This is a genomic window from Neobacillus endophyticus, from assembly GCF_013248975.1.
Taxonomy (GTDB): Bacteria; Bacillota; Bacilli; order Bacillales; family Cytobacillaceae; genus Neobacillus; species Neobacillus endophyticus.
Window position 1 is genome coordinate 3,316,661 of sequence record NZ_JABRWH010000001.1, and the last position, 21,389, is coordinate 3,338,049.

The 21,389-nt window shown below is 36.6% G+C and carries 20 protein-coding genes; 16 read left to right on the plus strand and 4 right to left on the minus strand.

Annotated features, from left to right (window positions below):
- The first annotated feature begins 649 nt into the window (after positions 1–649).
- The 8 genes from HPT25_RS16365 to HPT25_RS16400 all read left to right on the plus strand — a co-directional run bounded on the left by HPT25_RS16365 (position 650) and on the right by HPT25_RS16400 (position 10,868).
- Complete coding sequence (locus HPT25_RS16365) at positions 650–3,439, plus strand: sigma-54-dependent transcriptional regulator (RefSeq protein ID WP_173066374.1); 2,790 nt, start codon at positions 650–652, stop codon at positions 3,437–3,439.
- 274 nt (positions 3,440–3,713) lie between these two features.
- On the plus strand, positions 3,714–4,154 hold the full coding sequence (locus tag HPT25_RS16370; RefSeq protein ID WP_173066377.1) for a mannose/fructose/sorbose PTS transporter subunit IIA: 441 nt from the start codon (positions 3,714–3,716) through the stop codon (positions 4,152–4,154).
- Positions 4,151–4,642, plus strand: a complete 492-nt coding sequence (locus HPT25_RS16375) for a PTS sugar transporter subunit IIB (protein WP_173066380.1) — start codon at positions 4,151–4,153, stop codon at positions 4,640–4,642. Before HPT25_RS16370 ends, HPT25_RS16375 begins: the two co-directional genes overlap by 4 nt.
- A 15-nt stretch (positions 4,643–4,657) precedes the next feature.
- The gene (locus HPT25_RS16380; protein WP_173066383.1) at positions 4,658–5,461 is read left to right on the plus strand and encodes a PTS mannose/fructose/sorbose transporter subunit IIC; all 804 of its coding nucleotides are present in this window, start codon (positions 4,658–4,660) and stop codon (positions 5,459–5,461) included.
- A 26-nt stretch (positions 5,462–5,487) separates the two neighbouring features.
- Positions 5,488–6,315 (plus strand): PTS system mannose/fructose/sorbose family transporter subunit IID, encoded by an 828-nt coding sequence (locus HPT25_RS16385; RefSeq protein ID WP_173066386.1) that lies wholly within the window; start codon positions 5,488–5,490, stop codon positions 6,313–6,315.
- 250 nt (positions 6,316–6,565) lie between these two features.
- A complete protein-coding gene (locus HPT25_RS16390; protein WP_246277202.1) occupies positions 6,566–7,075 on the plus strand; it encodes a MarR family winged helix-turn-helix transcriptional regulator in 510 nt (169 codons plus the stop codon).
- A gap of 23 nt (positions 7,076–7,098) precedes the next feature.
- Entirely contained in the window at positions 7,099–10,179 is a 3,081-nt protein-coding gene (locus HPT25_RS16395; protein ID WP_173066389.1) for an MMPL family transporter, read from the plus strand.
- A 137-nt stretch (positions 10,180–10,316) separates the two neighbouring features.
- Entirely contained in the window at positions 10,317–10,868 is a 552-nt protein-coding gene (locus tag HPT25_RS16400; protein ID WP_173066393.1) for a YpiB family protein, read from the plus strand.
- Between the two features lie 134 nt (positions 10,869–11,002).
- Here the strand turns inward: HPT25_RS16400 and HPT25_RS16405 are convergent, their stop codons facing one another.
- Both HPT25_RS16405 and HPT25_RS16410 read right to left on the minus strand, forming a co-directional pair.
- The gene (locus tag HPT25_RS16405) at positions 11,003–11,920 is read right to left on the minus strand and encodes a response regulator (protein ID WP_173066396.1); all 918 of its coding nucleotides are present in this window, start codon (positions 11,918–11,920) and stop codon (positions 11,003–11,005) included.
- Positions 11,921–11,924: 4 nt separating this feature from the next.
- Positions 11,925–13,244: an ATP-binding protein gene (locus HPT25_RS16410; protein WP_376767939.1), complete on the minus strand. Its 1,320-nt coding sequence runs from the start codon at positions 13,242–13,244 to the stop codon at positions 11,925–11,927.
- A gap of 194 nt (positions 13,245–13,438) precedes the next feature.
- Here HPT25_RS16410 and HPT25_RS16415 point away from each other — a divergent pair, with 194 nt between their 5' ends.
- A complete protein-coding gene (locus HPT25_RS16415) occupies positions 13,439–14,419 on the plus strand; it encodes a glutaminase (RefSeq protein WP_173066399.1) in 981 nt (326 codons plus the stop codon).
- 28 nt (positions 14,420–14,447) lie between these two features.
- On the plus strand, positions 14,448–16,058 hold the full coding sequence (gene aimA / locus HPT25_RS16420) for a glutamate/serine transporter AimA (RefSeq protein WP_173066402.1): 1,611 nt from the start codon (positions 14,448–14,450) through the stop codon (positions 16,056–16,058).
- Between the two features lie 208 nt (positions 16,059–16,266).
- Here the strand turns inward: aimA and HPT25_RS16425 are convergent, their stop codons facing one another.
- Positions 16,267–16,614 carry a DUF805 domain-containing protein gene (locus HPT25_RS16425; RefSeq protein ID WP_173066405.1) on the minus strand — a complete coding sequence of 116 codons (348 nt, stop codon included), beginning with the start codon at positions 16,612–16,614 and terminating at the stop codon, positions 16,267–16,269.
- A gap of 184 nt (positions 16,615–16,798) precedes the next feature.
- Between HPT25_RS16425 and HPT25_RS16430 the strand changes: the two genes are divergently transcribed.
- The 4 genes from HPT25_RS16430 to HPT25_RS16445 all read left to right on the plus strand — a co-directional run bounded on the left by HPT25_RS16430 (position 16,799) and on the right by HPT25_RS16445 (position 19,188).
- Entirely contained in the window at positions 16,799–17,269 is a 471-nt protein-coding gene (locus HPT25_RS16430; RefSeq protein ID WP_173066407.1) for a hypothetical protein, read from the plus strand.
- Between the two features lie 206 nt (positions 17,270–17,475).
- Positions 17,476–18,018, plus strand: coding sequence for a hypothetical protein (locus HPT25_RS16435; RefSeq protein WP_173066410.1), 543 nt, complete (start codon positions 17,476–17,478; stop codon positions 18,016–18,018).
- Between the two features lies 1 nt (position 18,019).
- The gene (locus tag HPT25_RS16440) at positions 18,020–18,382 is read left to right on the plus strand and encodes a hypothetical protein (RefSeq protein WP_173066413.1); all 363 of its coding nucleotides are present in this window, start codon (positions 18,020–18,022) and stop codon (positions 18,380–18,382) included.
- On the plus strand, positions 18,382–19,188 hold the full coding sequence (locus HPT25_RS16445) for a GH25 family lysozyme (protein ID WP_173066416.1): 807 nt from the start codon (positions 18,382–18,384) through the stop codon (positions 19,186–19,188). The genes HPT25_RS16440 and HPT25_RS16445 overlap by 1 nt, the downstream gene beginning before the upstream one ends.
- 112 nt (positions 19,189–19,300) lie before the next feature.
- Here the strand turns inward: HPT25_RS16445 and HPT25_RS16450 are convergent, their stop codons facing one another.
- Positions 19,301–19,513: a hypothetical protein gene (locus HPT25_RS16450; RefSeq protein WP_173066419.1), complete on the minus strand. Its 213-nt coding sequence runs from the start codon at positions 19,511–19,513 to the stop codon at positions 19,301–19,303.
- Positions 19,514–19,685: 172 nt separating this feature from the next.
- Between HPT25_RS16450 and HPT25_RS16455 the strand changes: the two genes are divergently transcribed.
- Positions 19,686–20,252 (plus strand): nitroreductase family protein, encoded by a 567-nt coding sequence (locus tag HPT25_RS16455; protein WP_173066422.1) that lies wholly within the window; start codon positions 19,686–19,688, stop codon positions 20,250–20,252.
- 275 nt (positions 20,253–20,527) lie between these two features.
- The gene (locus HPT25_RS16460) at positions 20,528–21,172 is read left to right on the plus strand and encodes an MBL fold metallo-hydrolase (protein ID WP_173066425.1); all 645 of its coding nucleotides are present in this window, start codon (positions 20,528–20,530) and stop codon (positions 21,170–21,172) included.
- Positions 21,173–21,389: the final 217 nt, after the last annotated feature.

Sequence of the window (21,389 nt, forward strand, 5' to 3'; positions counted from 1 at the left end):
ATTCTCCCTCCTTGACTTCCAATGAACTATTTTATAGTCAATAGTTTATCATAATGAAGAGTAGAAGATGGATTTTAGGGGATGTGTTTTGGTCTATATTCTTGATATAACTAGTTCAGAAGTTGGCATTTTCAAGATGTCTTAAATAATATTTGAAGGAAATTCCCCTCTTTTGTATAATTTTGCTTATTGGTAAAACAACTAGAAGATGAATGTGAAAATCGATTTTTCATTTTTAAGAGGAGCAATGAACCAAATGGCATTACAACTTACGATAATTATTTTAGTTCCCTTAGTGGCGGGATTCATAACGAAAAAGATTCTACGATCTATTAAATTAAAAAATAACTTTGCAAATTTCCTTTCGGTTGTAGTTATTCTGCTTGTTTATTATAAAATGTTGATGATTGTTTTAAGTTAGTTTGCATCCCTATGTGGGGTGCTTTTTTATTTCCGTGCCAATCAAGAAAAAAATTTTAACATAACCTTACCGACAAAATAGATTTAAGTGTTGAAACATACAATTTTAACCATTGGAAGGGTGTTTGTATGTTAAAATATGAATAAAATTGGTTTATTCATATAGAGATATTTTACAGTAGTAGAGAAACTAAGGAGTATAATACAAGATATTTCAGGGGTGGGATGCATGAGGAGAATTGACAAAATATATAAACAATTATGTGAGAATTTCAATCACAGCTCTTCGGATGAACTTTTAAGCAAACAAGGAAACTCAGCGCAAGAGATAGCTAACCAACTGGAAATGGAAAGGTCTAATGTTAGTTCTGAATTAAATAAATTGGTTAGATTAGAAAAGGTAATCAAAATAAAGTCATTCCCTGTTAGATATGTACCGTTAGAGGTGGCAGAAAGGATCCTCCAAAAAAAGTGGGATACGAATCAAATGGAAGTAGAAAGCCTCCAACCTCCAGAAAAACCCCAATTGAAAAACATGATTTCAAAAGATCCTTTTGAACACTTAATTGGTGCAAAAGGAAGTTTAAAGAAACCAATATCGCAAGCGAAAGCAGCTGTTTTATATCCGCCCAATGGCTTGCACATACTGCTGTTAGGACCGACCGGTTCTGGTAAATCTTTATTTGCTAATCGAATCTATCAATATGCCTTATTTGCAAATAAGCTGCAGCAAGGTGCACCTTTTATTACGTTTAACTGTGCAGATTACTATAATAATTCACAACTATTACTTTCTCAGTTATTCGGTCATAAGAAAGGCTCCTATACCGGCGCAACCGAAGATAAAGTGGGTTTAGTGGAAAAAGCCAATGGTGGAATCCTGTTCATGGATGAAATCCATCGTTTACCACCAGAAGGCCAAGAAATGCTTTTTTATTTTATTGATCAAGGTACATATAATCGATTGGGTGAAACAGATCACAATCGGACATCTAAAGTTTTAATGATATGTGCAACAACTGAAAACCCTGATTCCTCCCTATTGAAAACTTTTTTACGAAGAATTCCAATGACGATTCATATTCCTTCCTTTGAAGAACGTTCTCTAAAGGAAAAAATAGGCTTAACGAATTTTTTATTAGGTAAAGAAGCAGAACGAATCAATAAAAATTTAAGTGTACATATCGATGTTTTGAATGCCTTAATTCATTCATCCAATTATGGAAATGTGGGGCAGTTGAAGGCAAATGTTCAGTTAGTCTGCGCGCATGGATTTTTAAACAATATTGATAATAAGAATGCTGTAGAACTGACTGTTAGAGATTTGCCAGAGGAAATAAAACAGGAATGGATTTCCAGCAGTAAAAATATCGAGCGAAGTAAATTGATTTCAGAATATGTGGATATTAAAACGATTATTTCACCAGTGGTTGAAGACGAGAACATGAATATGGAAGATGACACGCCATTTAACTTATATCACTTAATGGAAGAGAAAGTGGAAACCTTAAAAAATGAGGGATTAGAGGAATCAGAAATTAACCAATTTATCATAAGTGAAATCCGCTTAAATGTCCGAAACTTTGTTAATCAGAAAAAATATCATAACAGCAGCTTAATGATGTTTGTGGAAGACACAGTGCTGCAAATGACAAAGGAGCTAAAAAATATTGCTGAAAAGGAATTTAAGTGTAAATTTGATCGGAAATTTCTTCATTTTTTAAGTATGCATATTGACGCATTTTTAAAGCGCGGAAAACAAATCGATGTATTAACCGAAAAGGAAACAGCTGAAATTCGTGAAACACATGTTCAGGAGTATAGCGTCGCTTTAATGTTTAAAGAAAAAATTCAGCAATATTTTAAAGTGGATGTTCCCGAGATCGAAGTCATATATTTGACAATGCTCCTACATTCGATTCGATCATGGGATGAGAATAAAAGAGTGGGAATCGTGGTAGCAGCCCATGGCAATAGTACCGCAACTTCAATGGTCGAAGTAGCCACCTCACTTTTAGGAAGTACACCGATCGCCGCCGTTGATATGCCGCTTTATGTATCGCCATCGGAAATTATGGAATGTCTGGCAGAACAAATTAAGCGGGTGGATGAAGGAGAAGGAGTTTTAATGCTGGTGGACATGGGGTCATTAGCCATGCTCGAAAACCAGTTAGAAGAAAAAACGAATACAAAAATAAAGACCATTAGTAATGTGACCACCTCGATGGTTTTGGATGCTGTTAGGAAGGTAAACTATCTTGATTTAAACATTTATGCCATTTACGATTCTGTCAAAAAGGATTTTATGGAATGGTTGAATGTTCAATCATCATCAACAGGAAAACGGAAAGCAGTCATTGCCATATGCACTACAGGAAGCGGAACCGCTAAAAAGTTAGAGGAAATATTAACAGGAATCGTAAGCAATTACGCAAAAGAACCTATTGAAATCTTAACAGTTTCATCTATTAAGCTAGCGAATAATATGAAAGAAATTCAAAAAGAATATGAAGTGTTGGTTTCCGTTGGAACAAGAAATCCAAAGATTGATGCACCGCATGTATCGTTAGAGGTTTTGATTGAAGGAAATGGGGAAGAAATAATAAGACAAGCTGTTTCTGCAGGTAAGGCACTATATGGAGAAAGAAAAATAGAGACTAATATTGTTGTACGTGAACTTTGTGAAGACAGCTTAACAAAGTATCTACTATTTTTAAACCCTGAACGCATTACCCAATTATTATTAGAATGGGTGCAAACGGTTCAGGATGAATTAGGGATCAAATTCAGTAATACTTTCAGGATAAAGATTGTCATCCATACGGCTTTTGCCTTTGAAAGAATGATCAAAAATGCTCCGCTTGCTTTCCCTGAGGATGAAGTAATCGATGACAAACTGGAAAAAATGTATGATTTAACCGATCGAACCATTAAATCAATTGAAAAAAAACTGGGCGTTGAAGTAACAAAAGATGAAAAGTTATTTATTGCTACTATTTTTGCTGAAGAGCTGGACTAGAACAGCGCCTTTACGATCAAGTGAATTTTAACCCATACATATCTGTGTTTTAAAACTCATTTTTTATCGCCATTTTAGTATTTTTTTATAAATATGAAAACAAACCTGTATTAAAATGATTGCTAATTTAATACAGGTTTGCTTTTTTTACAAAATGTGTATTAAAAAGGAAAAATAAGCAGTTAGTAACAACAATGAAAACGCTTAATACATTTTGTTGGCACGTTACTTGCATAGTTATTGTATGTAAATAAACTTGAGAGGAGCAATTACATTGATCACAGTCATCTTAAGCGGGCATGGAAGCTTTGCCCCAGCTTTACAAGGTTCTTCAGGAATGATATTTGGCGAGGAAGATCATCTTTATGCCGTCCCATTTTATAAAGATGAGGGGACACAAACACTTCATGAAAAGTACAAACAGGTGTTAGAAAAGATTCCTCCAGAAAATGAAGTCTTATTTTTAGTGGATATCTTTGGAGGTACTCCGTATAACGCCGCCACACCATTTATTTTAAATAATGAAAGAATGGATATGGCTACAGGGGTGAACCTGCCTATATTGCTTGAGGTGTTAAGTATGAGAGGAAGCCTGCCTCTTAAGGAATTATTAAAAAATTTGAAAAAGGTGAATGAGGAAAGCTTCCAGGTATGCAGTGAGCATTTGGAGAAAGTGACAAAAAGTATGAGAGAAAGGGAAGAGGAATTACTATGAAAATCGTTTTATCGAGAATTGATGACCGTTTCATTCATGGCCAAGTATTAACCAGATGGATCAAGACCTACTCGGCGGACAGGATTATCGTGGTATCAGACACCGTTGCTGCTGATGAAATGAGAAAAACTCTGATCCTCTCTGTTGCACCATCCAATGTAAAGGCAAGTGCCGTTTCGATTTCCAAGATGGCCAAAGCCTATTTCAGCCCAAGGTACGAAGACACAACCGCGTTGCTGCTTTTTGAAAATCCGGCAGATATTGTCGCACTTGTAGAAGCAGGTGTACCAATTGAGACGGTGAATGTAGGTGGAATGCGATTTGAAAATAACCGCAAACAGGTCACAAAATCTGTAAGTGTTACTGAAAAGGATATAGATGATTTTGAAAAATTAAACACTCTAGGTGTGAAGCTTGAGTTGAGACAGCTGCCTTCAGATTCTAGTGAAGATTTTATTCGGATTTTAAGAAATGTACCAAAAAAATAGAAAGGGGATGAAAACATGTCTACCATTCAAATTATTCTATTATTAATTATTGCGGCCATTACAGGGATCGGGAGTGTACTGGACGAAGGACAGACACATCGGCCATTGATTGCCTGTACATTAGTAGGATTGGTTTTGGGAGATTTAAAGACAGGTATCATTCTAGGCGGTACTCTTGAGATGATGGCATTGGGCTGGATGAACGTAGGTTTGGCGATGGCACCAGATACTGCCATTGCTTCGGTACTTTCAACGATTTTGGTTATTACTGCCCATCAAGGTGTAGGGGAAGGGATCGCAGTAGCAATTGCACTGGCAGCTGCAGGTCAGGCATTAACGATCTTTGTTCGGACTTTAACTGTATTTTTAATTCACCGGGCTGACAAATATGCTCAAGAAGGCAATTTTAAAGGAATTGAAATTATGCATATAACTGCCATGGCTTTCCAAGCATTGCGGGTGATGATTCCTACATTAATTGTTGCGTTAATCAGCGTTAGTGCAGTACAAAGCTTCCTCGGGCATATTCCGATTGTCATTACGAAAGGTTTGCAAGTAGGCGGCGGTATCATCGTTGTTGTTGGGTACGCAATGGTTATTAATATGATGAATATTCCTTATTTAAAACCATTCTTTTATATTGGATTTTTAATTGCAGCTTTCACTGGATTTAATTTAGTAGGCTTTGGTGCACTTGGACTCTGCCTGGCCATTTTGTATCAGCAAGTCATGCAAAAAAATAATCATCAAACTGCAGCAGCCCATGTAGCAGCAGGACAGGGAGCTATCTATGATGATGATGATGATTTGGATGCCTGAAATAAAATTTAGGGAGGGAAATATTAATGGAATCTGAAAAAAGGTTATCTAAAAAAGATATTTTTAGTATGTTCATACGCTCTAATTTTTTACTTGGATCTTTTAATTTTGAACGTGTGCAGGCAATGGGGTATTGCTTTGTCATGATACCAGCGATTAAAAAATTGTATGGCCCCGGAGCAGAAAGAAATGAAGCTTTGAAACGGCATTTAGAATGGTTCAATACCCACCCATGGCTGACAGCACCTATTTTTGGCGTCACAGCAGCGATGGAAGAGCAAATGGCTAACAATAAAGGCATGGATGAAAAGGCGATCAATGGGATGAAAATTGGATTAATGGGCCCGCTGGCAGGTGTTGGTGACCCGATGTTCTGGGGAACATTGCGCCCTGTTTTAGCCGCGCTAGGAGCTTCACTTGCTCTAACAGGAAACATAGCCGGACCGCTATTATTCTTCTTTTTAATCAATGCAATCAGATTAAGTACAAAATACTTTGGATTAAAGTATGGTTATATAAAAGGAATGGAAATCTTAAAAGATTTAGCAGGCAATCGGATTCAGAAGCTCACAGAAGGCGCGTCCATTCTTGGGTTGTTCGTAATGGGAGCACTGGTTTCCAAATGGACACATATAAATATTCCCATCGTGGTGTCGAGAATTAAGGATGATGCAGGCAAGGTAAATATTCAAACGATACAAAATGTATTAGATTCCATTATGCCTGGGATGCTCCCTTTAGCATTAACGATCCTGGTGGCATGGATGCTTCGAAAAGGAGTTAATCCACTGCTCCTTATCCTAGGAATATTTGTAATCGGGATTGTCGGCTACTGGTCTGGCATTCTATCATAACTGGATATAAGAGTTAGCATACTGCTGACAAAGTAAAAAGAAGACTACGATTGCGTTAGTCTTCTTTTTACTTTTTTATAATGTATTTGGGTGAAAACCTTTTGAATTTGCTTTACCAAATTGTAAGTTGGAATGAAAACGGCTCAAGGGCTGGGAAATCGTTTTTTAAATTGACAAATCAAGCGTTCTATTTATATTATAAATCGTATACGATGTATCGTGTGCGATTTATTTGGAAGGAGATTTTTAAATGATGGAAATAAAGGCTGATTTTCTTCGGGAATCGATTGCTTTTTTACATCGATATATGATGAAGAGTCTGCAAAAACAAGCGGAGGAACAGGGGGTAACCATTCCACAGGCAAGGATCCTTGCCGAAGTTTATTCTCAAAGATCCATAAGTATTAAACAGCTCTCCCAAAACTTAAAAATGACGCAAAGTACTGTTTCAGATATCGTTGAGCGGTTAACGACTAAAGGTTTCCTCGAGAAAGCAGCTAATCCAAAGGATAAACGTTCTGTTGTAATTTCTCTCTCAGAACCTTTTGCCGAAGGACTCAATGAGAACGTTTCGGAAATTTCTAATAAGTCATTAATAGGTGTTTTAAATTTATTAAACCCGAGTGAGCAGGAGACCGTAGAGAAAGGAATGCAATTGCTGGTTTCGGCTGTTAAGGAAAAAATGGAGGCAGAAGGAATGGATCAATATGATTTCTTTGATGTTTTATTTTTTCCTGGTGAAAACAACTGTGGAAAATAATTTGAATAGGGGAGAGAAGTAAAGTGAGAAAGATTATAAAAGGCCGTTGGGTAATATTCTCCATATGGCTCATTGCGACCATATTGCTTACAGTCATTCAGCCAGATATCAATGCCATCCTGAGAAATAAAGGGCAGCAAGGTGCTGGTGATAACAGCCCTTCGGTCATTGCAGATCATATCTTAAAAAAGATGGATACTGCTAAAGGTCTGAACGACATTATCGTTTTTTACAATAAAAATAAAATTTCTGATGATGAAATGAAAAAAATCGGTGATGGGATCAAAGCAATAAGCGACAGTAGCACAGCACTGGGGATTTCAGACATCATTGATCCCTTTAGTATGCCTGAGGCTAAAAGTTCTTTAATTTCTAAAGATGGTACGACCCTGCTGGTGAGCTATAAGCTTGATAAAAAATCACGAGAAGTGGATGAGATCAAAAAAGAATTAGATAGCAAACTTAGTCAAGTGCCTGTGAAATATTATCTTAGCGGTGAAGACTTTATCAATAATGATTATCTGAAAGCATCTCAGGCCGGTGTAGAGAAGAGTGCGGCATTAACGGTTATTTTTATTTTAATCGTTCTTATTCTGGCGTTCAGATCAGTAGTAACTCCTTTAATATCCCTGGTGGCTGTAGCCTTTTCCTACCTATGTTCCATAGGAATTGCCGCTCAATTAATTGATAAAGCAGGCTTTCCAATTACAAGTCTTACCCAAATGCTTCTCGTACTGATTTTATTCGGGATAGGAACTGATTATAACATTTTGTTATTTAATCGATTTAAAGAAGAATTGACACATGGACATTCTGTCGATGATTCGATCGTAAACACATACAAAACGGCAGGTAAAACAATTGCATACAGTATTGTCACTGTATTTATTGCTTTCCTTGCTCTCGTTTTTGCCGAATCTCCAATTTATAAATCAGGTGTTGTTGTTGTAATAGGCGCATCAGTTCTATTGCTCGAAATATTAACTTTATCACCATTTATTATGAAGGTTTTAGGTAAAAAGCTTTTCTGGCCTTCCAAGAATGTATTAGGCCACAAGGAAAACAAGTTCTGGAGCAAAACCTCCTCCTTTGCTGTAAAACATCCTATAATATCAACAGTATTTATTTTAATGCTCTTGGTACCAATGGTGTATTTCCATCAGCAGAAGCTTAACTTTGATACCATTAAGGAACTAGGTAATGCCTATCCTTCTTCAAAAGGATTTAATATTGTCTCAGAGCATTTTGGCAAAGGTCAGGCAATGCCTGCAACTGTTGTCATAGAAAATAATGATACGCTTGATAATAATAAATCACTTGCCGTCATCGATAATTTAACGGAAAGACTTAAAGGGATTAAGGGAGTTAAGCTGGTTTCATCTGTTACCCAGCCTCAGGGTAAGCCAATAGACGGTTTTTACGTAGACAGTCAAATGGGTTCTGTTACGAATGGTTTATCGAAAACTCAAGATGGTGTGGATCAAATACATGATGGATTGACGCTAGCCCAAGATAAGCTAGGGTCCGCAGATTTTTCCAAAGTGAGTCAAATGGTGGATGGTACGGGAAAACTACAAGATGGAATGTCAGCTCTAACCGATGGACTAAAGAAAATCCAAGCTGGAATTGATGATGGGGCAAGTAATTCACAAACCATCAGCAATGGCATAGCGACAATTGAAGTGAATCTCGCAAAGACGAGCAGCGGTATCTCAACTTTAGCTGAAAATTATAAGAATGTGCAGGCTGGTTATGTCCAGATAGGTACACAATATCAACAGATGGCACAGCAACTTCTTACTGTAAAAGGTACTATCTCTAGTATGCAGAAAGCGATCTCTGATTTAGGAAACAGTTATTCCAATTCGAATAATGATGTTAACTACCAAAAATTAAAGAATTACATTAATCAATTATCTACAAATTTAAGTCAAATAACTGAAAGAATCCAAGTATTAAATAATAACTATAATGAAATAACTGGCGGATTTGCAACTGCTAATACAAATCTTGCAAGCATGAGCAGCGGTCTTTCTCAAATGGCAGCTGGCTTGAAAAGACTTGAAGGCGGTCTTGGAAAAGCATCTTCAGGTATTGGCACGATTGTTACGAATATGAATCACGTAACCGAAGGGCTTGGCCAGATGAAATCGGGGCAGCAGCAGCTTGTGACCGGCTTAAATGGCTTCAGCGCCTTTGGACAAAAGCTGTCAGATGTAAACAATGGATTAAAGCAAATTTCTAATGGCCTGGGACAGACGAATGGATTTTTAACCCAATTGAAATCAAATAAAACATTCTTTATTCCAAAGGAAGCATTAAATGACAAGAACTACAAAAAATCATTAGATGCATTTATGTCCAAAGATAGAAAAATCACAAAGTTTACGATTGTTTTGAAAGCTGATCCATATTCAAAAGAAGCCATGAATACTATAAATAAATTGAACGAAACGGTTTCCAATGGACTTAAAGGCACAGTTCTTTCGCATGCAAAGTCTGGTGTGTCCGGACCAAGTGCTACAACAAATGATATGAATAATATATTAAGCAGAGATCTAAACAAAACAACCACCATCGTCATTTTGGGGGTATTACTTGTTCTGTTCTTAGTCATCAGATCTTTCTGGATCCCTGTATTTATAACGGCATCTCTTGTTGGAGCATATTATGCAGCCATGTTTATGATTAACTATATTTTCTTAGATCTGATTGGGTATGAAGGGATTTCTTCCTTCGTTCCATTCTTCTCCTTTATTATCGTCGTCGCTCTGGGAGTAGACTATAGTATTTTCCTCATGATGCGGTATAAGGAATATCAGCATATGGCGCCAAAAGAGGCTATCGTATTGGCTTCTAAGCATATTGGTGGCGTGATCATATCTGCAGTTATCATACTTGGCGGTACCTTTGCTACTCTTATGCCTTCTGGAATACTGCTGCTTAGTGAATTGGCCATAGCAGTCATTACCGGTCTCGTTGTCCTTTGTTTTATTCTTCTTCCTGTCTTTTTGCCAGCGATGATTGCCTTGCCAGATGCACTGGCAGGTTTATTTTCTAAAAAGAAGGAAGATAGCATAGGAGTAGAGGAAAAGATTGTATAAGCAAGTTGTTCGTTCAATAAATAGCCGGCGTATGTCGGCTTTTTTCCTTTATCCGTAATTTCTCTTATTGCTTTTGGATGTATTTGTCTATTTGTTATGTGCTAAAATAGGAATAAATGCCATAGTAGGTGTATTCTATGAGTAAATGGGTGTCGCCCTCAGAGAAAAGGTATTTCCTTAAATGGTTTTTAGAATGCCAGCAATTGAAACGTACAGATGCAAGGAAGGTTATCGAGTACATAATCAATCATTATCATATTCTTGAAAATGTTTCTTTTACCGAGAAAATGATGCTGAACCGCAAAACGATTGTCATCTCTAGCATGAATACGGATGAACCTGGTTTTGCGTACTATCATAATCAGCGCAAGACAGATGAAATCGCCATGGCATTAGGTGATCTTATGATGAATCCTACTGAAAAAGTATTTATGATTTTAAATTTTAATGGGAAAACACTAAATCACCGATATTTGCAGCTTATTGAAAGCCCAGCTTTAGAAAATATGAAACAGTATAATCGATTCCAAAAGTATGAACAAGAAGTCAATGAAATTATTGAAAAAAATTCGCTTGAAATGGAGATCGCGATTATTAAAAATCAGATTGATAGAGCTCTTGATCAAAAAGATGAGAAATTATTTAAAAGATTAACGGAAAAGTTGAAGGAGTTAATTGCCAAAGGATAGATAAATAAAAAAACGCTAAAACCCGTATTGGACCTATTTGATGATCGGAAGTCTTTATGGAGTCATAGCGTTTTTTTATGTTGTCACGTGGGGAATCAACCTTATTTTGAGAATAGGAAGTTATAAAGCTTCTGTCATTCAGAATGCATACGTTGTGCTTCAATATATAGAACTTGAACAAATTTTTTCGTATTGATGCGAGGCAGGGAGGGAGACTGGGTTGAACCATTCTTTATTTCTGCCATTTTCTTTCTGACGGATGTAAAATCAAAAAATTTAGAGGCATAATTTTCAAACTTCCAATTGGAATAATCCGTAAGGCCAAGAGATGCAAGATGATTCAACGATTGATAAATAGCCCGCCGAACACGTTGTTCAGAAGCTTTCATTTCTTTTTGGACCGCCCCCTCTGTTGCAGTGGAGCCTAATCGTTTTTTAGCTAAATTCATAAAAATTTCTTTTAGTTTAGGTACCTTGTCTACTTGTTCGTTTTGCGATAAATACTCCAGAATATCCAATAAATCCTTGCCTCCGCTTTCGCCTGCTATTCCTAAATCAGATAATAGTAGTTGCCCGGAAACCCGTATATTTTTTTCATTAGCGGCTATTTTTTGTTTATTAGAAGGGTCCTCCAAATGAAGCACGGCATTAAGCGATTTATGAATATCCTTTATCGATTTTTCCAAACGGATTCGTTCACTAACTTTTCGGATAATTGCCAGTACTTCAAATCTATTTACTGGTTTAGTTATATAATATTCACTTCCAAGTGAATAAGCTTCTGCAACTAATTCTTTCGATTCGACTTGTGAGATCATAATGACTTTTCCCTTGAATAAAGGCTTAATTTGACGCAGCGTTTCTAGTCCGTCTTGAATCGGCATTAACAAATCAATTAATAAGATATCTATGTTTAGTGTGTTCAGCATATTTCCATTTACCAATGAGCCATTCTCAGCTTCTCCAACTACTTCTCCCAGCCCCTCATCCTCAATGATTTGTGCTAACATGGAACGAATGGCTGCATCATCATCTGCTATATAAAAAAGCATCGAATCATCCTCTCTTCATTAAGTGAATAATTGGTATGCGAATAATAAAAACCGCTCCTGGTCCATTTGCTTGATCTTCTACGCTTATGTCACCTTCTAGTTGTTCGACCATATCTTTTACAAAGGACAATCCCATCCCAGTGGATGGATTTCCAGAAGTATCATATTTAGAAGTAAAGCCAGGCTTGTAAATTAAGTTTTTATGCTTTGGCAAAATCCCAGGACCAGTATCAGCAATTTGGAATTCGATAGAATGCAGGTCTCTTTTAATGTTAATGGTAATGGTACCTGAATCTTCGATCGCTTCAACTGCATTTGTCACAATGTTATTTATGATGGATAGAAGCGTGAAAACATGATAGTCAGGATGATCCCCATTAATGAAATACTTAATTTCAATCTCTTTTTTCAGTAAATCAGCATATTTTTCATTTGTCCGCTTTACGATCGCAATAAGTTCGTGCAAGTTGATATAGTCTCCAAAACTTTCAACTGAGATGAGTTTTGATATACCTGCAAAAATACGTTGGTTATCTTTTTTAATTTCATGAACCTCACCAGCAATCATTAATGCCTTTCTGCCAAATTCCTCGATAGAATCAATAAAAGCCCCTTTGTTTTTTATGTCGTTTAAGCTTTTATATAAATCATAAGATTTTTTTGTAATATTTTCAGCGTTTATTAGCGTTTTTTTTAAATGAATGGATTCTTCATATAAGTTGGATATGAGAAGGAGCATTCGCTCATTTTGTTTCCTGATTTGCCTTTCTCTTTCCTGTGCTTCATACAGGCGCATGATCGTGAAGAAGCTAAGAACAATAAAACTGTGTGAAATGGCCATAATCAATATTTCATTTAGTGCTCCTAACCGAAACGTTGAACCTAAAAAGAAGTATTGAACGGTCAATTCTACCAAATCTGCTGCTATTTCGATTAAAATACCAAACAACCCAATCAGTAACAACTGGTGATAAAAGCGATGGACTTTTCCAAAATAAAAGAAACAAACATATGCTAAATAGAAGAAAAAACTAGAGAAATTAGAATGAAAAGAGGAAGTCCACAGAAAATGTCTGTTCATAATAAACTCAATGAGAATACGAATTCCTACTATATTAAGAGCAGTTAAAAACCCCGGAATGACAACCGGGAAATTACGGAATAGTAATAAAAAGAATAAAAATGCCGGCACCCCAAAACTGATTCGAAAGGTAGCATTTACCGGATAGAAATTAATTTCGCCTGCTATAGGAACGATAATAATCATTAAAATCATGATAAAGATGTCTTTTTTTAAAAAGGGGCTGTTCTTCACGATGGTCACATCCTATTTTGTCTGAAAATTAGTATACAGATTGAATTGTCTGAACACAATGCTTGGACCATTAAAAAAGAAGAAAAAAAAATAAATAAATTTCTGTAGTTTTTCGTTTTATTTTGTAGTCTGGTAGATAGAATGAGGTATATTTATCGAGCAAAAAACAGAAAGCGCTTTCTGCGGAAGGAGATTAAAATAAATTGAAACAAGGCATTAGTAAAGAGGTTAAAGATCAAATGGGAGATAGTTTGGACGAATGGGTGTCTCATTTTCGTACCTATGCAGCGGAAGGAAAAACTGCAAACTATATTCCTGCATTAGGGAAGGCCAACCTATCTGATCTAGGTATTTGTATAGCAAAGCCAAATGGACAAGTTATAAAATCTGGGGAATGGCAAGTCAATTTTACATTACAAAGTATTTCAAAAGTGATCAGTTTTATTGCTGCTTGTACTTCTCGGGGTATTTCTTATGTTTTAGATCGAGTAGATGTGGAACCAACTGGGGATCCTTTTAACTCGATTGTTCGACTGGAAATTCATAAACCGGGTAAGCCCTTTAACCCCATGATCAATGCTGGAGCGATAACGGTAGCCTCACTTCTTCCTGGGGATACTTCTATAAGTAAATTAGAAATAGTTTATCAATTAATTGAAACAATGATAGGAAAACGTGCAACGATGAATGAGGAGGTATTTCAATCGGAATGGCAGACAGCCAATCGAAATAGGGCTTTAGCTTACTATTTAAAAGAAACTGGGTTTTTAGAAGCAGAAGTGGAAGAAACACTGGAAGTTTATCTAAAGCTGTGCGCATTGGAAATGAATACCGAAGATATCGCGCTGATTGGAATGATTCTAGCAAATGATGGATACCATCCGATTCAAAATGTGCAAATTTTCCCTAAGGAAGTGGCTAGATTAACCAAGGCCTTAATGCTTACTTGTGGCATGTACAATGCGTCTGGAAAGTTTGCGGCCTTTGTCGGACTTCCGGCTAAAAGTGGTGTGTCAGGGGGGATTTTAGCATTAGTGCCTCCAGGAACGAAACAAGGAAGTCCATTCCAACAAGGGTGTGGGATCGGTGTTTATAGTCCTGCTATAGATGAATACGGCAATAGCCTTACTGGGGTTAAATTATTAACACATATAGCGAGGGAATGGGATTTATGTATTTTCTAAATATTTTACAAGAAAAGAGGTTGATTAAATGAACAATAATTTACAACGAAGGATGGGGACGTTTGCTTTAACCATGGTAGGGATGGGTTCAATCATTGGATCAGGGTGGCTATTCGGGGCATGGAGAGCGGCTCAAATTGCGGGACCAGCTGCTATTTTCTCTTGGATCATTGGTATGGCGGTAATTTTATTAATCGCTCTTTCTTATTGTGAGTTAGGTTCGATGTTCCCTGAAGCTGGAGGAATGGTTAAGTATACCCAGTATTCGCATGGATCATTTATTGGTTTTCTTGCAGGGTGGTCTAATTGGATAGCCATCGTATCTGTTATACCGGTTGAAGCCATCGCTTCTGTACAATATTTGAGTTCATTGCCGTGGGGATGGGCACAATGGACACATCATTTAGTCGCAAATGGCAGTCTAACTATACAAGGTCTTTTAATTGCAACGTTATTATTGATTATTTATTTTTTCATTAATTATTGGACTGTCAGTTTATTTGCCAAAGCGAACTCTTTTATTACTGTTTTTAAAATGATAATCCCTGGTTTGACGATTGGTTCATTGTTATTTGCTGGCTTCCATGGCGGGAACTTTACGTACAATCCCGGAACAGAATCCCATGGTTTGGCAAGTGTCCTAACAGCTGTAGCAACATCCGGTATTATCTTCGCATTTAACGGTTTTCAAAGTCCGATAAATATGGCAGGTGAAGCGAAGAATCCTGCCCGTTCAATACCTATAGCGGTAGTTGGTTCGGTGTTAATTGCGACCGTTATCTATATTCTTTTACAAGTTGCTTTTATTGGATCTGTTAATCCAGCGCTGTTAGCGCAAGGATGGCATCACTTAAATTTTAATTCTCCTTTTGCAGATTTGGCAATTGCCCTGAACTTAAACTGGCTCGTCATTATATTGTATTCTGATGCCATTATTTCTCCTTCCGGTACAGCCATCACTTATACCGCAACGACGGCACGGATGATCTATGGGATGCAAAAAAATGAATATTTACCAGCAGTGTTAGGGAAAGTTCACCCGATTTATGGTGTTCCGCGCCCAGCTATGGTTCTAAATCTGGCTGTCGCATTCTTATTTTTGTTCTTATTTAGAGGATGGGGGAAATTGGCTGAAGTCATTTCAGTCTCAACTTTGATCTCTTATATTACTGGACCAGTCACAGTCATGACATTAAGACGAACAGGTAAGTATCTATATCGGCCAATTAAGATAAAGGGATTAAATATCATTGCACCATGCGGCTTTATATTTGCTTCATTAACTTTATATTGGGCGCGCTGGCCGCTTACCGGACAAGTGTTATTTTCCATTATGATTGGGCTGCCGATCTACTTTTATTATCAAATAAAGAGGAATTGGCAGGGCTTCAGAAAGAATTTTCTGGCAGGTCTATGGATGGTTGTTTACCTCTTTTGTATGATGGGTGTTTCGTATTTAGGGAGCGATAAGTTTGGCGGCAAAAATATCATCCCTTATGGCTGGGATATGCTTATAGTGGCCATTTTATCACTAGCATTTTATGTCTGGGGCTTAAATAGCGGGATAGAAACGGAATACTTGCATGAAGCGTGCAAACTGAATGAAGAAGTAAGAGGAATAGAGGAAGCGTCTGCTTAAGAGGGTAACATACCCAGTCTACTCTTTAAATAAGTTAGTTATCTGGAATAATTGCTAGCTATGAGAATATGAAACCAATTATATTGTATCAAAAGGCATCCGAAGCTCTCGGATGCCTTTTCGCTGCAGTAAGCCATTGCATGGGCATAGGTTTTGAACAGATTAAAGCTGTTGGACCATTCAGGTGAAGAAACGATTCTTCGTGGTATTAAGTTACTTTAGGATTTGGTCCATATTTATTCGTCTGTTCTTCGCTATCAAAACAATTAAAAATGATTAAAATGATATCACCGATTATAGGAATAAGTCCAATTAATATCCACCAGCCGGTCTTTCCAATATCATGTAACCTGCGTACGGTGACTGCTAGTGAAGGCAGCAGAATGGCCAAAGAATAAAGTCCCGTTAAAAATTGATGAAGATGTAAAATTGCCTGCAGAATAGAAAGAACAATGGAAATAATGAAGTTGAAAAGAACGAACATCCAGTATTCCTTACGTCTTGCCCTCCCCTGAAATCCTACATAATTTTTTAACACCTTTACATACCATTCCATGAAAGCCCCCCCTAAGAAGCTTAGTTTTTAATACATTTAAACATATTACTTGTTTATGATTTTTAGAACGTGATTACAAATTTGTTCATACCTTATGTAAATCTTTTTATTATTAGGTATTTATTTTATAAAAATTGTAAACCTTATATTTGTTTCAGTTACATTAATATTAGGAGAAAATGTAATGGTAGGACTCTTCATTTCAATCGTCATATTTAATCTCATTGCTTTGAAAATAAAAAAACAATTAACTAGAAGCCAAATGTTACAAATATGGTTATTTTCAAGCTTTCTCCAAATTTTATTTGATGTCTTTGTAGACGTAAAATATCAGGGTTACTGGTACTTTTCAAAGGATATTGATTGGCAAGCCCTATTTGTTTATTTGTTTATTGTTCCCACGGTTAATATCATTTTTTTAAATAAGTTCCCTTTTCAAACTAAAAGGGTAAAACAAGTCTTTTATATTTTTACATTCAATGTTTTCATTCTCATATACGAACTTGTGGTTTTGCTTCCGGAACCATGGGGCTACTTTCATTATGGCTGGTGGAATATTGGGTATTCAGCCATACTAAATCCGTTTCTTGTTCTGATTTTATTGGGGTTTTTCAAGATTGTTTGTCGATTAGAGGAGCAATCCATTACGTCATAAAAAAGAATATTAAGAGTCAAGCGAGACTCTTTTTATTTTGCATAAAAAGGGTTGGGTGGCATAGGGAATTCAGAAATCAAACCCGGTAGTCATTTCGGGAATCGAAAGCCAATTTTTTTCCTAAAAATAAAAAATATCATCTAACTCCGCTTTAGCATAAGCGGGGTTTTTTATTTTTAATAGAATGCTAGAAAGAGGTGAAATATATGCACCATATATTAAAGGCATTAAAAATGCTTCCAAAATCCATTATTCCAAAGACGTTTAAAGAGCTTGAGGTTTATCCGGATCGAGATGAAAGAAATGACGATAGTGAATACAGACATGCTCACCATCAATTAGTCGAAGTGGAGAAGCACCCTTGTTTTTGGTGCGGAAAGACTAAAGAAGAGGTGCTAGCAGAAGGAAATACACTTGAAACACATCACTGGGCTGAGCAATCCTTATGGAATAAATTTGATCAAGCCCTAGTTTACAAAGACTTAAAACTACTGGATTTTCACGGACATGCGAAGGATTTACCAGAGAACCCCTGTGATTTGCACGCGAACCACATTGCTAACTTAGTAGTTTCCTGCTCTGCTTGCCATAGAGAAAATGGTTACGGCCTTCATGGGGCAACAATTCCATTTGTTTGGGCCCGAAGGTGGCTTATTGATCAATCAGATGATGTCCTGCAGCGTTGGAAACCAATGCATGTTCATATAAAAACTGCGGTTAAAAAATTAATGAAGAAAAAGGGAGGTTAGAATGAAAAAGTTTAACGATTGGTTAGCAGAAAAAATTACAATTGCCTTTTATTCGATGTGGGCTTTTTATGTTTTTTTTATTTATGGCTTAATTCCATTAAAGTTTCCATTCTATGAAGACAAGATTCTTTATTGGAGCAATTTTGTTCAACTTATTGCGCTTCCAGCAATTGGTGTGGGGGCGGTTGTTTTAGCAAAAAAACATGAGAAAACAAACCAAGAGATTTATGAAGCACAAGAAAAAAGGGCACAAGAAATCCACGATTCGGTTATGGAAGAGTTAAAACTCGCAAAAGAAGATCGTCAAGAGTTAACAGCTTTAGTCAAATATCTTCATGAAAAATTAGAAAGGAATGGGAGTTAATGAGTGCACCTAATTTACAAATTAAAGGGATCGACGTTTATTGGGAAAACGGTGAGATCGATTGGGCAAAGGTAAAAGCAGACGGTGTAAAATTTGTTTTCATTAAGGCTACCCAAGGGACAGATTACAGCCATGTCGACTATTTTCGGAAAAACGTGCCATTGGCATTTGGAAATGGAATAGATGTAGGTGCTTTTCATTTTGCTACTTTTAGCACAGTTCAAGAAGCACTTGCTCAAGCAAAATATTTTGATAGTGTCATTAAGGACTATAAATTGACGTATCCAGTAGCACTAGATCTCGAAGAAAACAATTCTAACGTAAGCAAGAAGCAATTAACAGATGCAGCCATAGCCTTTCTGGAATACTTGGAGAACAAAGGATATTTCGTGATGCTTTACACATATGATAACTTTTTAGATGAACAATTGGAAAAAGAACGGCTTACTAATTATGCCCAATGGATTGCCCATTATCAAGGGCAATTAAAAAACCATGCAGACATATGGCAATATACGGATACAGGAAAAGTCGATGGGATATCTGGAAACGTAGATATGAACTGGTCTTATCGTGATTTTGCAGCAGAAATAGCAGAGAAAAATAAACCATCAGCAGGAGGTCAAATTGGAGTTGTGACGGCAACTGCTCACACGGTAGTTCGAAAAGGGCCAAATCCTGCATATGCCATTGTGGAAACCATTGAAAAAGGCCATGCTTATAAAGCATATGGCATAAAAGATGGTTGGTATAATGTCGGTGCAGGTTGGGTTTCAGGAAAATATGTTACATTTAAAAAAATATAGTAGTAAAAGACCTATTGTTCTATAAATAGTAGATAAAAGAATGTTTAAGGTACTTAGTCAAAGTTGTCATTCATTTATGTACAAGGTTTAATGTACATTTAAATAGCTGTCTTTACTTTTTTATTGGAGGATTGTTGACATCAACATGGATAGGGGAAAGATTGTCTTCTTGAGAATTTCCATAGAATTGATGTTGAATTTCTTGATTTGCCCACTCAGCCCCAGAATTTGACGGAGTAGTCTCTCGAGCACCAAAGTCTTTAAATTTTTCACTCATTTTTTGATTTGCTTCCATAGCTTCATCTTTGTTTGTGTTTTCTGGCATTGGTATCCCCTCTTTTATTGTTTTGTTTATATTATCTGCAATTTTCCTCTTTTTATTGCTGATTTTACTTCAACCATTCCAGCTTCTCTATAATGTCGATCCCGTGATAAGTTGAGCCCCATTAATGTATAATCAATGTTGAAAGCAAAGATCAAATTTGAGGTGGGATATCATGATGGAAAAAGAAATAAAAAAATACCGGCAAGCAGACTATGAGATTGACCCCGTTTTTTTGAATCGGTGGTCTCCGCGTTCTTTTTTGGAAAAAGAAGTGCCAGAAAAAGTGCTGATGCGTGTATTCGAAGCTGCACGTTGGGCGCCTTCTGCTAATAATTTGCAACCATGGCGATTTATCCTTGCCCGGACACAAGAAGATAGAGAAAAATTTCATTCCTTTATTCTTGAGAGAAATCGTCAATGGTGTGAAAAAGCCCCTGTGTTAGCCGTTCTCATTTCAGATAAAGAAGATCCGGCACATGCTTTTGATGTTGGCACGGCATGGGGGTACCTTTCCCTGCAAGCCGTGAAAGAAGGGTTAATTACACATGCAATGGGTGGATTTCAAAAAGATCTAGCACGAGAAACATTAAATATCCCAAACAACTTTGATGTTCAAGTGGTTATAGCCATAGGATATCAAGGAGAAAAAGAAGCTTTGCCAGAGGATTTTCAGCCCCGTGAGCAGCCATCAAACCGTAGACCACTAAAAGAAACAATCTTTGAAGGAACTTTTAAATAAACATAAAAGACTCTCTTCCGAAATGGAAGGGAGTTTTCTTTTTCGAACATTGTAGTAGTAATAGATGCACTAAAACCAAACCAGCCCCTTTGGTTGATACAAATAGACTGTTTCGGAATTTTTTAAATATAACAGAATATATAAGTTATATGACTTTTAAGTGGATTTAAAGTTGATCACCACTGAAGTAGGAATGGAGCTATAGGGTGCTTTGCTTGAAATAAGTAGCAAGGCTTTTTTTATTCAAATTCAAATGGGGTAAGGGGAATGAAAGTATGAATATAAAATGGTTTGGGCATTCTTGTTTTTTATTGACTTCCAAAGTTGGAACCAGGATTCTTATTGATCCATATTATCGCTTCATTCGTTACCGTATGCCAATAGTTGAATCAGATATAGTGGCTGTTACACATAATCATTTTGATCACAATAAAATTCAAGCTGCAACAGGTGATTACTTACTGGTGAATGAGCCGAAGCAATACATCCTGAATGATGTGAGGATTAAAGGATTTCATACATTTCATGATAAGGTAAATGGGGAGAAACGGGGCTCCAATAATATATATTGTTTCCAAATGGAAGGTCTAACGCTCTGTCATTGCGGTGATTTAGGGCATATTTTATCAGAAGAACAAGTAAATGAAATTGGAAAAGTAGATATTCTCATCTTGCCCGTAGGAGGCAGATTCACGATTAATGCTCTAGAAGCTACCCAAGTCATGCGTCAATTGAAACCTACTATTACCATTCCTATGCACTATAGAACAAAGGATTTGTCGGTTGCTGGCTTGATGTTTTCAAAGGTAGATAAGTTTCTTCAGATTTCTGGACAACGAATAATCGAAGTTAAGACATTGGATATTTCCAAAGAAAACTTGGCGGATTATGCCGGTGTAGTAACGATGCTTTATGAATGAATTTAATGGTCTATCATTTTTGGATATTGATCAATCATCTATGTTTGTTCTTTAAATGAAATTTTCGCCAACATCGAAGTACTCTATATGAACTAATTAAAATGACTGAACATATGAAAATTGACCAAAATAAAGGTAATATAATAAATTTATAAAAGTTATTGTCGAAATTTGACGAATCGATTATAATAAAATTCTCTAAGGCGAAAGGACTATA

Excerpts from the sequence above, each read along its gene's own strand:
- HPT25_RS16365 (WP_173066374.1), top strand. The coding sequence starts at position 650 with ATGAGGAGAATTGACAAAATATATAAACAATTATGTGAGAATTTCAAT.
- HPT25_RS16375 (WP_173066380.1), top strand. The coding sequence starts at position 4,151 with ATGAAAATCGTTTTATCGAGAATTGATGACCGTTTCATTCATGGCCAA.
- HPT25_RS16380 (WP_173066383.1), top strand. The coding sequence starts at position 4,658 with ATGTCTACCATTCAAATTATTCTATTATTAATTATTGCGGCCATTACA.
- HPT25_RS16385 (WP_173066386.1), top strand. The coding sequence starts at position 5,488 with ATGGAATCTGAAAAAAGGTTATCTAAAAAAGATATTTTTAGTATGTTC.
- HPT25_RS16390 (WP_246277202.1), top strand. The coding sequence starts at position 6,566 with ATGATGGAAATAAAGGCTGATTTTCTTCGGGAATCGATTGCTTTTTTA.
- HPT25_RS16400 (WP_173066393.1), top strand. The coding sequence starts at position 10,317 with ATGAGTAAATGGGTGTCGCCCTCAGAGAAAAGGTATTTCCTTAAATGG.
- HPT25_RS16405 (WP_173066396.1), bottom strand. The coding sequence starts at position 11,920 with ATGCTTTTTTATATAGCAGATGATGATGCAGCCATTCGTTCCATGTTA.
- aimA (WP_173066402.1), top strand. The coding sequence starts at position 14,448 with ATGAACAATAATTTACAACGAAGGATGGGGACGTTTGCTTTAACCATG.
- HPT25_RS16425 (WP_173066405.1), bottom strand. The coding sequence starts at position 16,614 with ATGGAATGGTATGTAAAGGTGTTAAAAAATTATGTAGGATTTCAGGGG.
- HPT25_RS16430 (WP_173066407.1), top strand. The coding sequence starts at position 16,799 with ATGGTAGGACTCTTCATTTCAATCGTCATATTTAATCTCATTGCTTTG.
- HPT25_RS16435 (WP_173066410.1), top strand. The coding sequence starts at position 17,476 with ATGCACCATATATTAAAGGCATTAAAAATGCTTCCAAAATCCATTATT.
- HPT25_RS16440 (WP_173066413.1), top strand. The coding sequence starts at position 18,020 with ATGAAAAAGTTTAACGATTGGTTAGCAGAAAAAATTACAATTGCCTTT.
- HPT25_RS16445 (WP_173066416.1), top strand. The coding sequence starts at position 18,382 with ATGAGTGCACCTAATTTACAAATTAAAGGGATCGACGTTTATTGGGAA.
- HPT25_RS16450 (WP_173066419.1), bottom strand. The coding sequence starts at position 19,513 with ATGCCAGAAAACACAAACAAAGATGAAGCTATGGAAGCAAATCAAAAA.
- HPT25_RS16455 (WP_173066422.1), top strand. The coding sequence starts at position 19,686 with ATGATGGAAAAAGAAATAAAAAAATACCGGCAAGCAGACTATGAGATT.
- HPT25_RS16460 (WP_173066425.1), top strand. The coding sequence starts at position 20,528 with ATGAATATAAAATGGTTTGGGCATTCTTGTTTTTTATTGACTTCCAAA.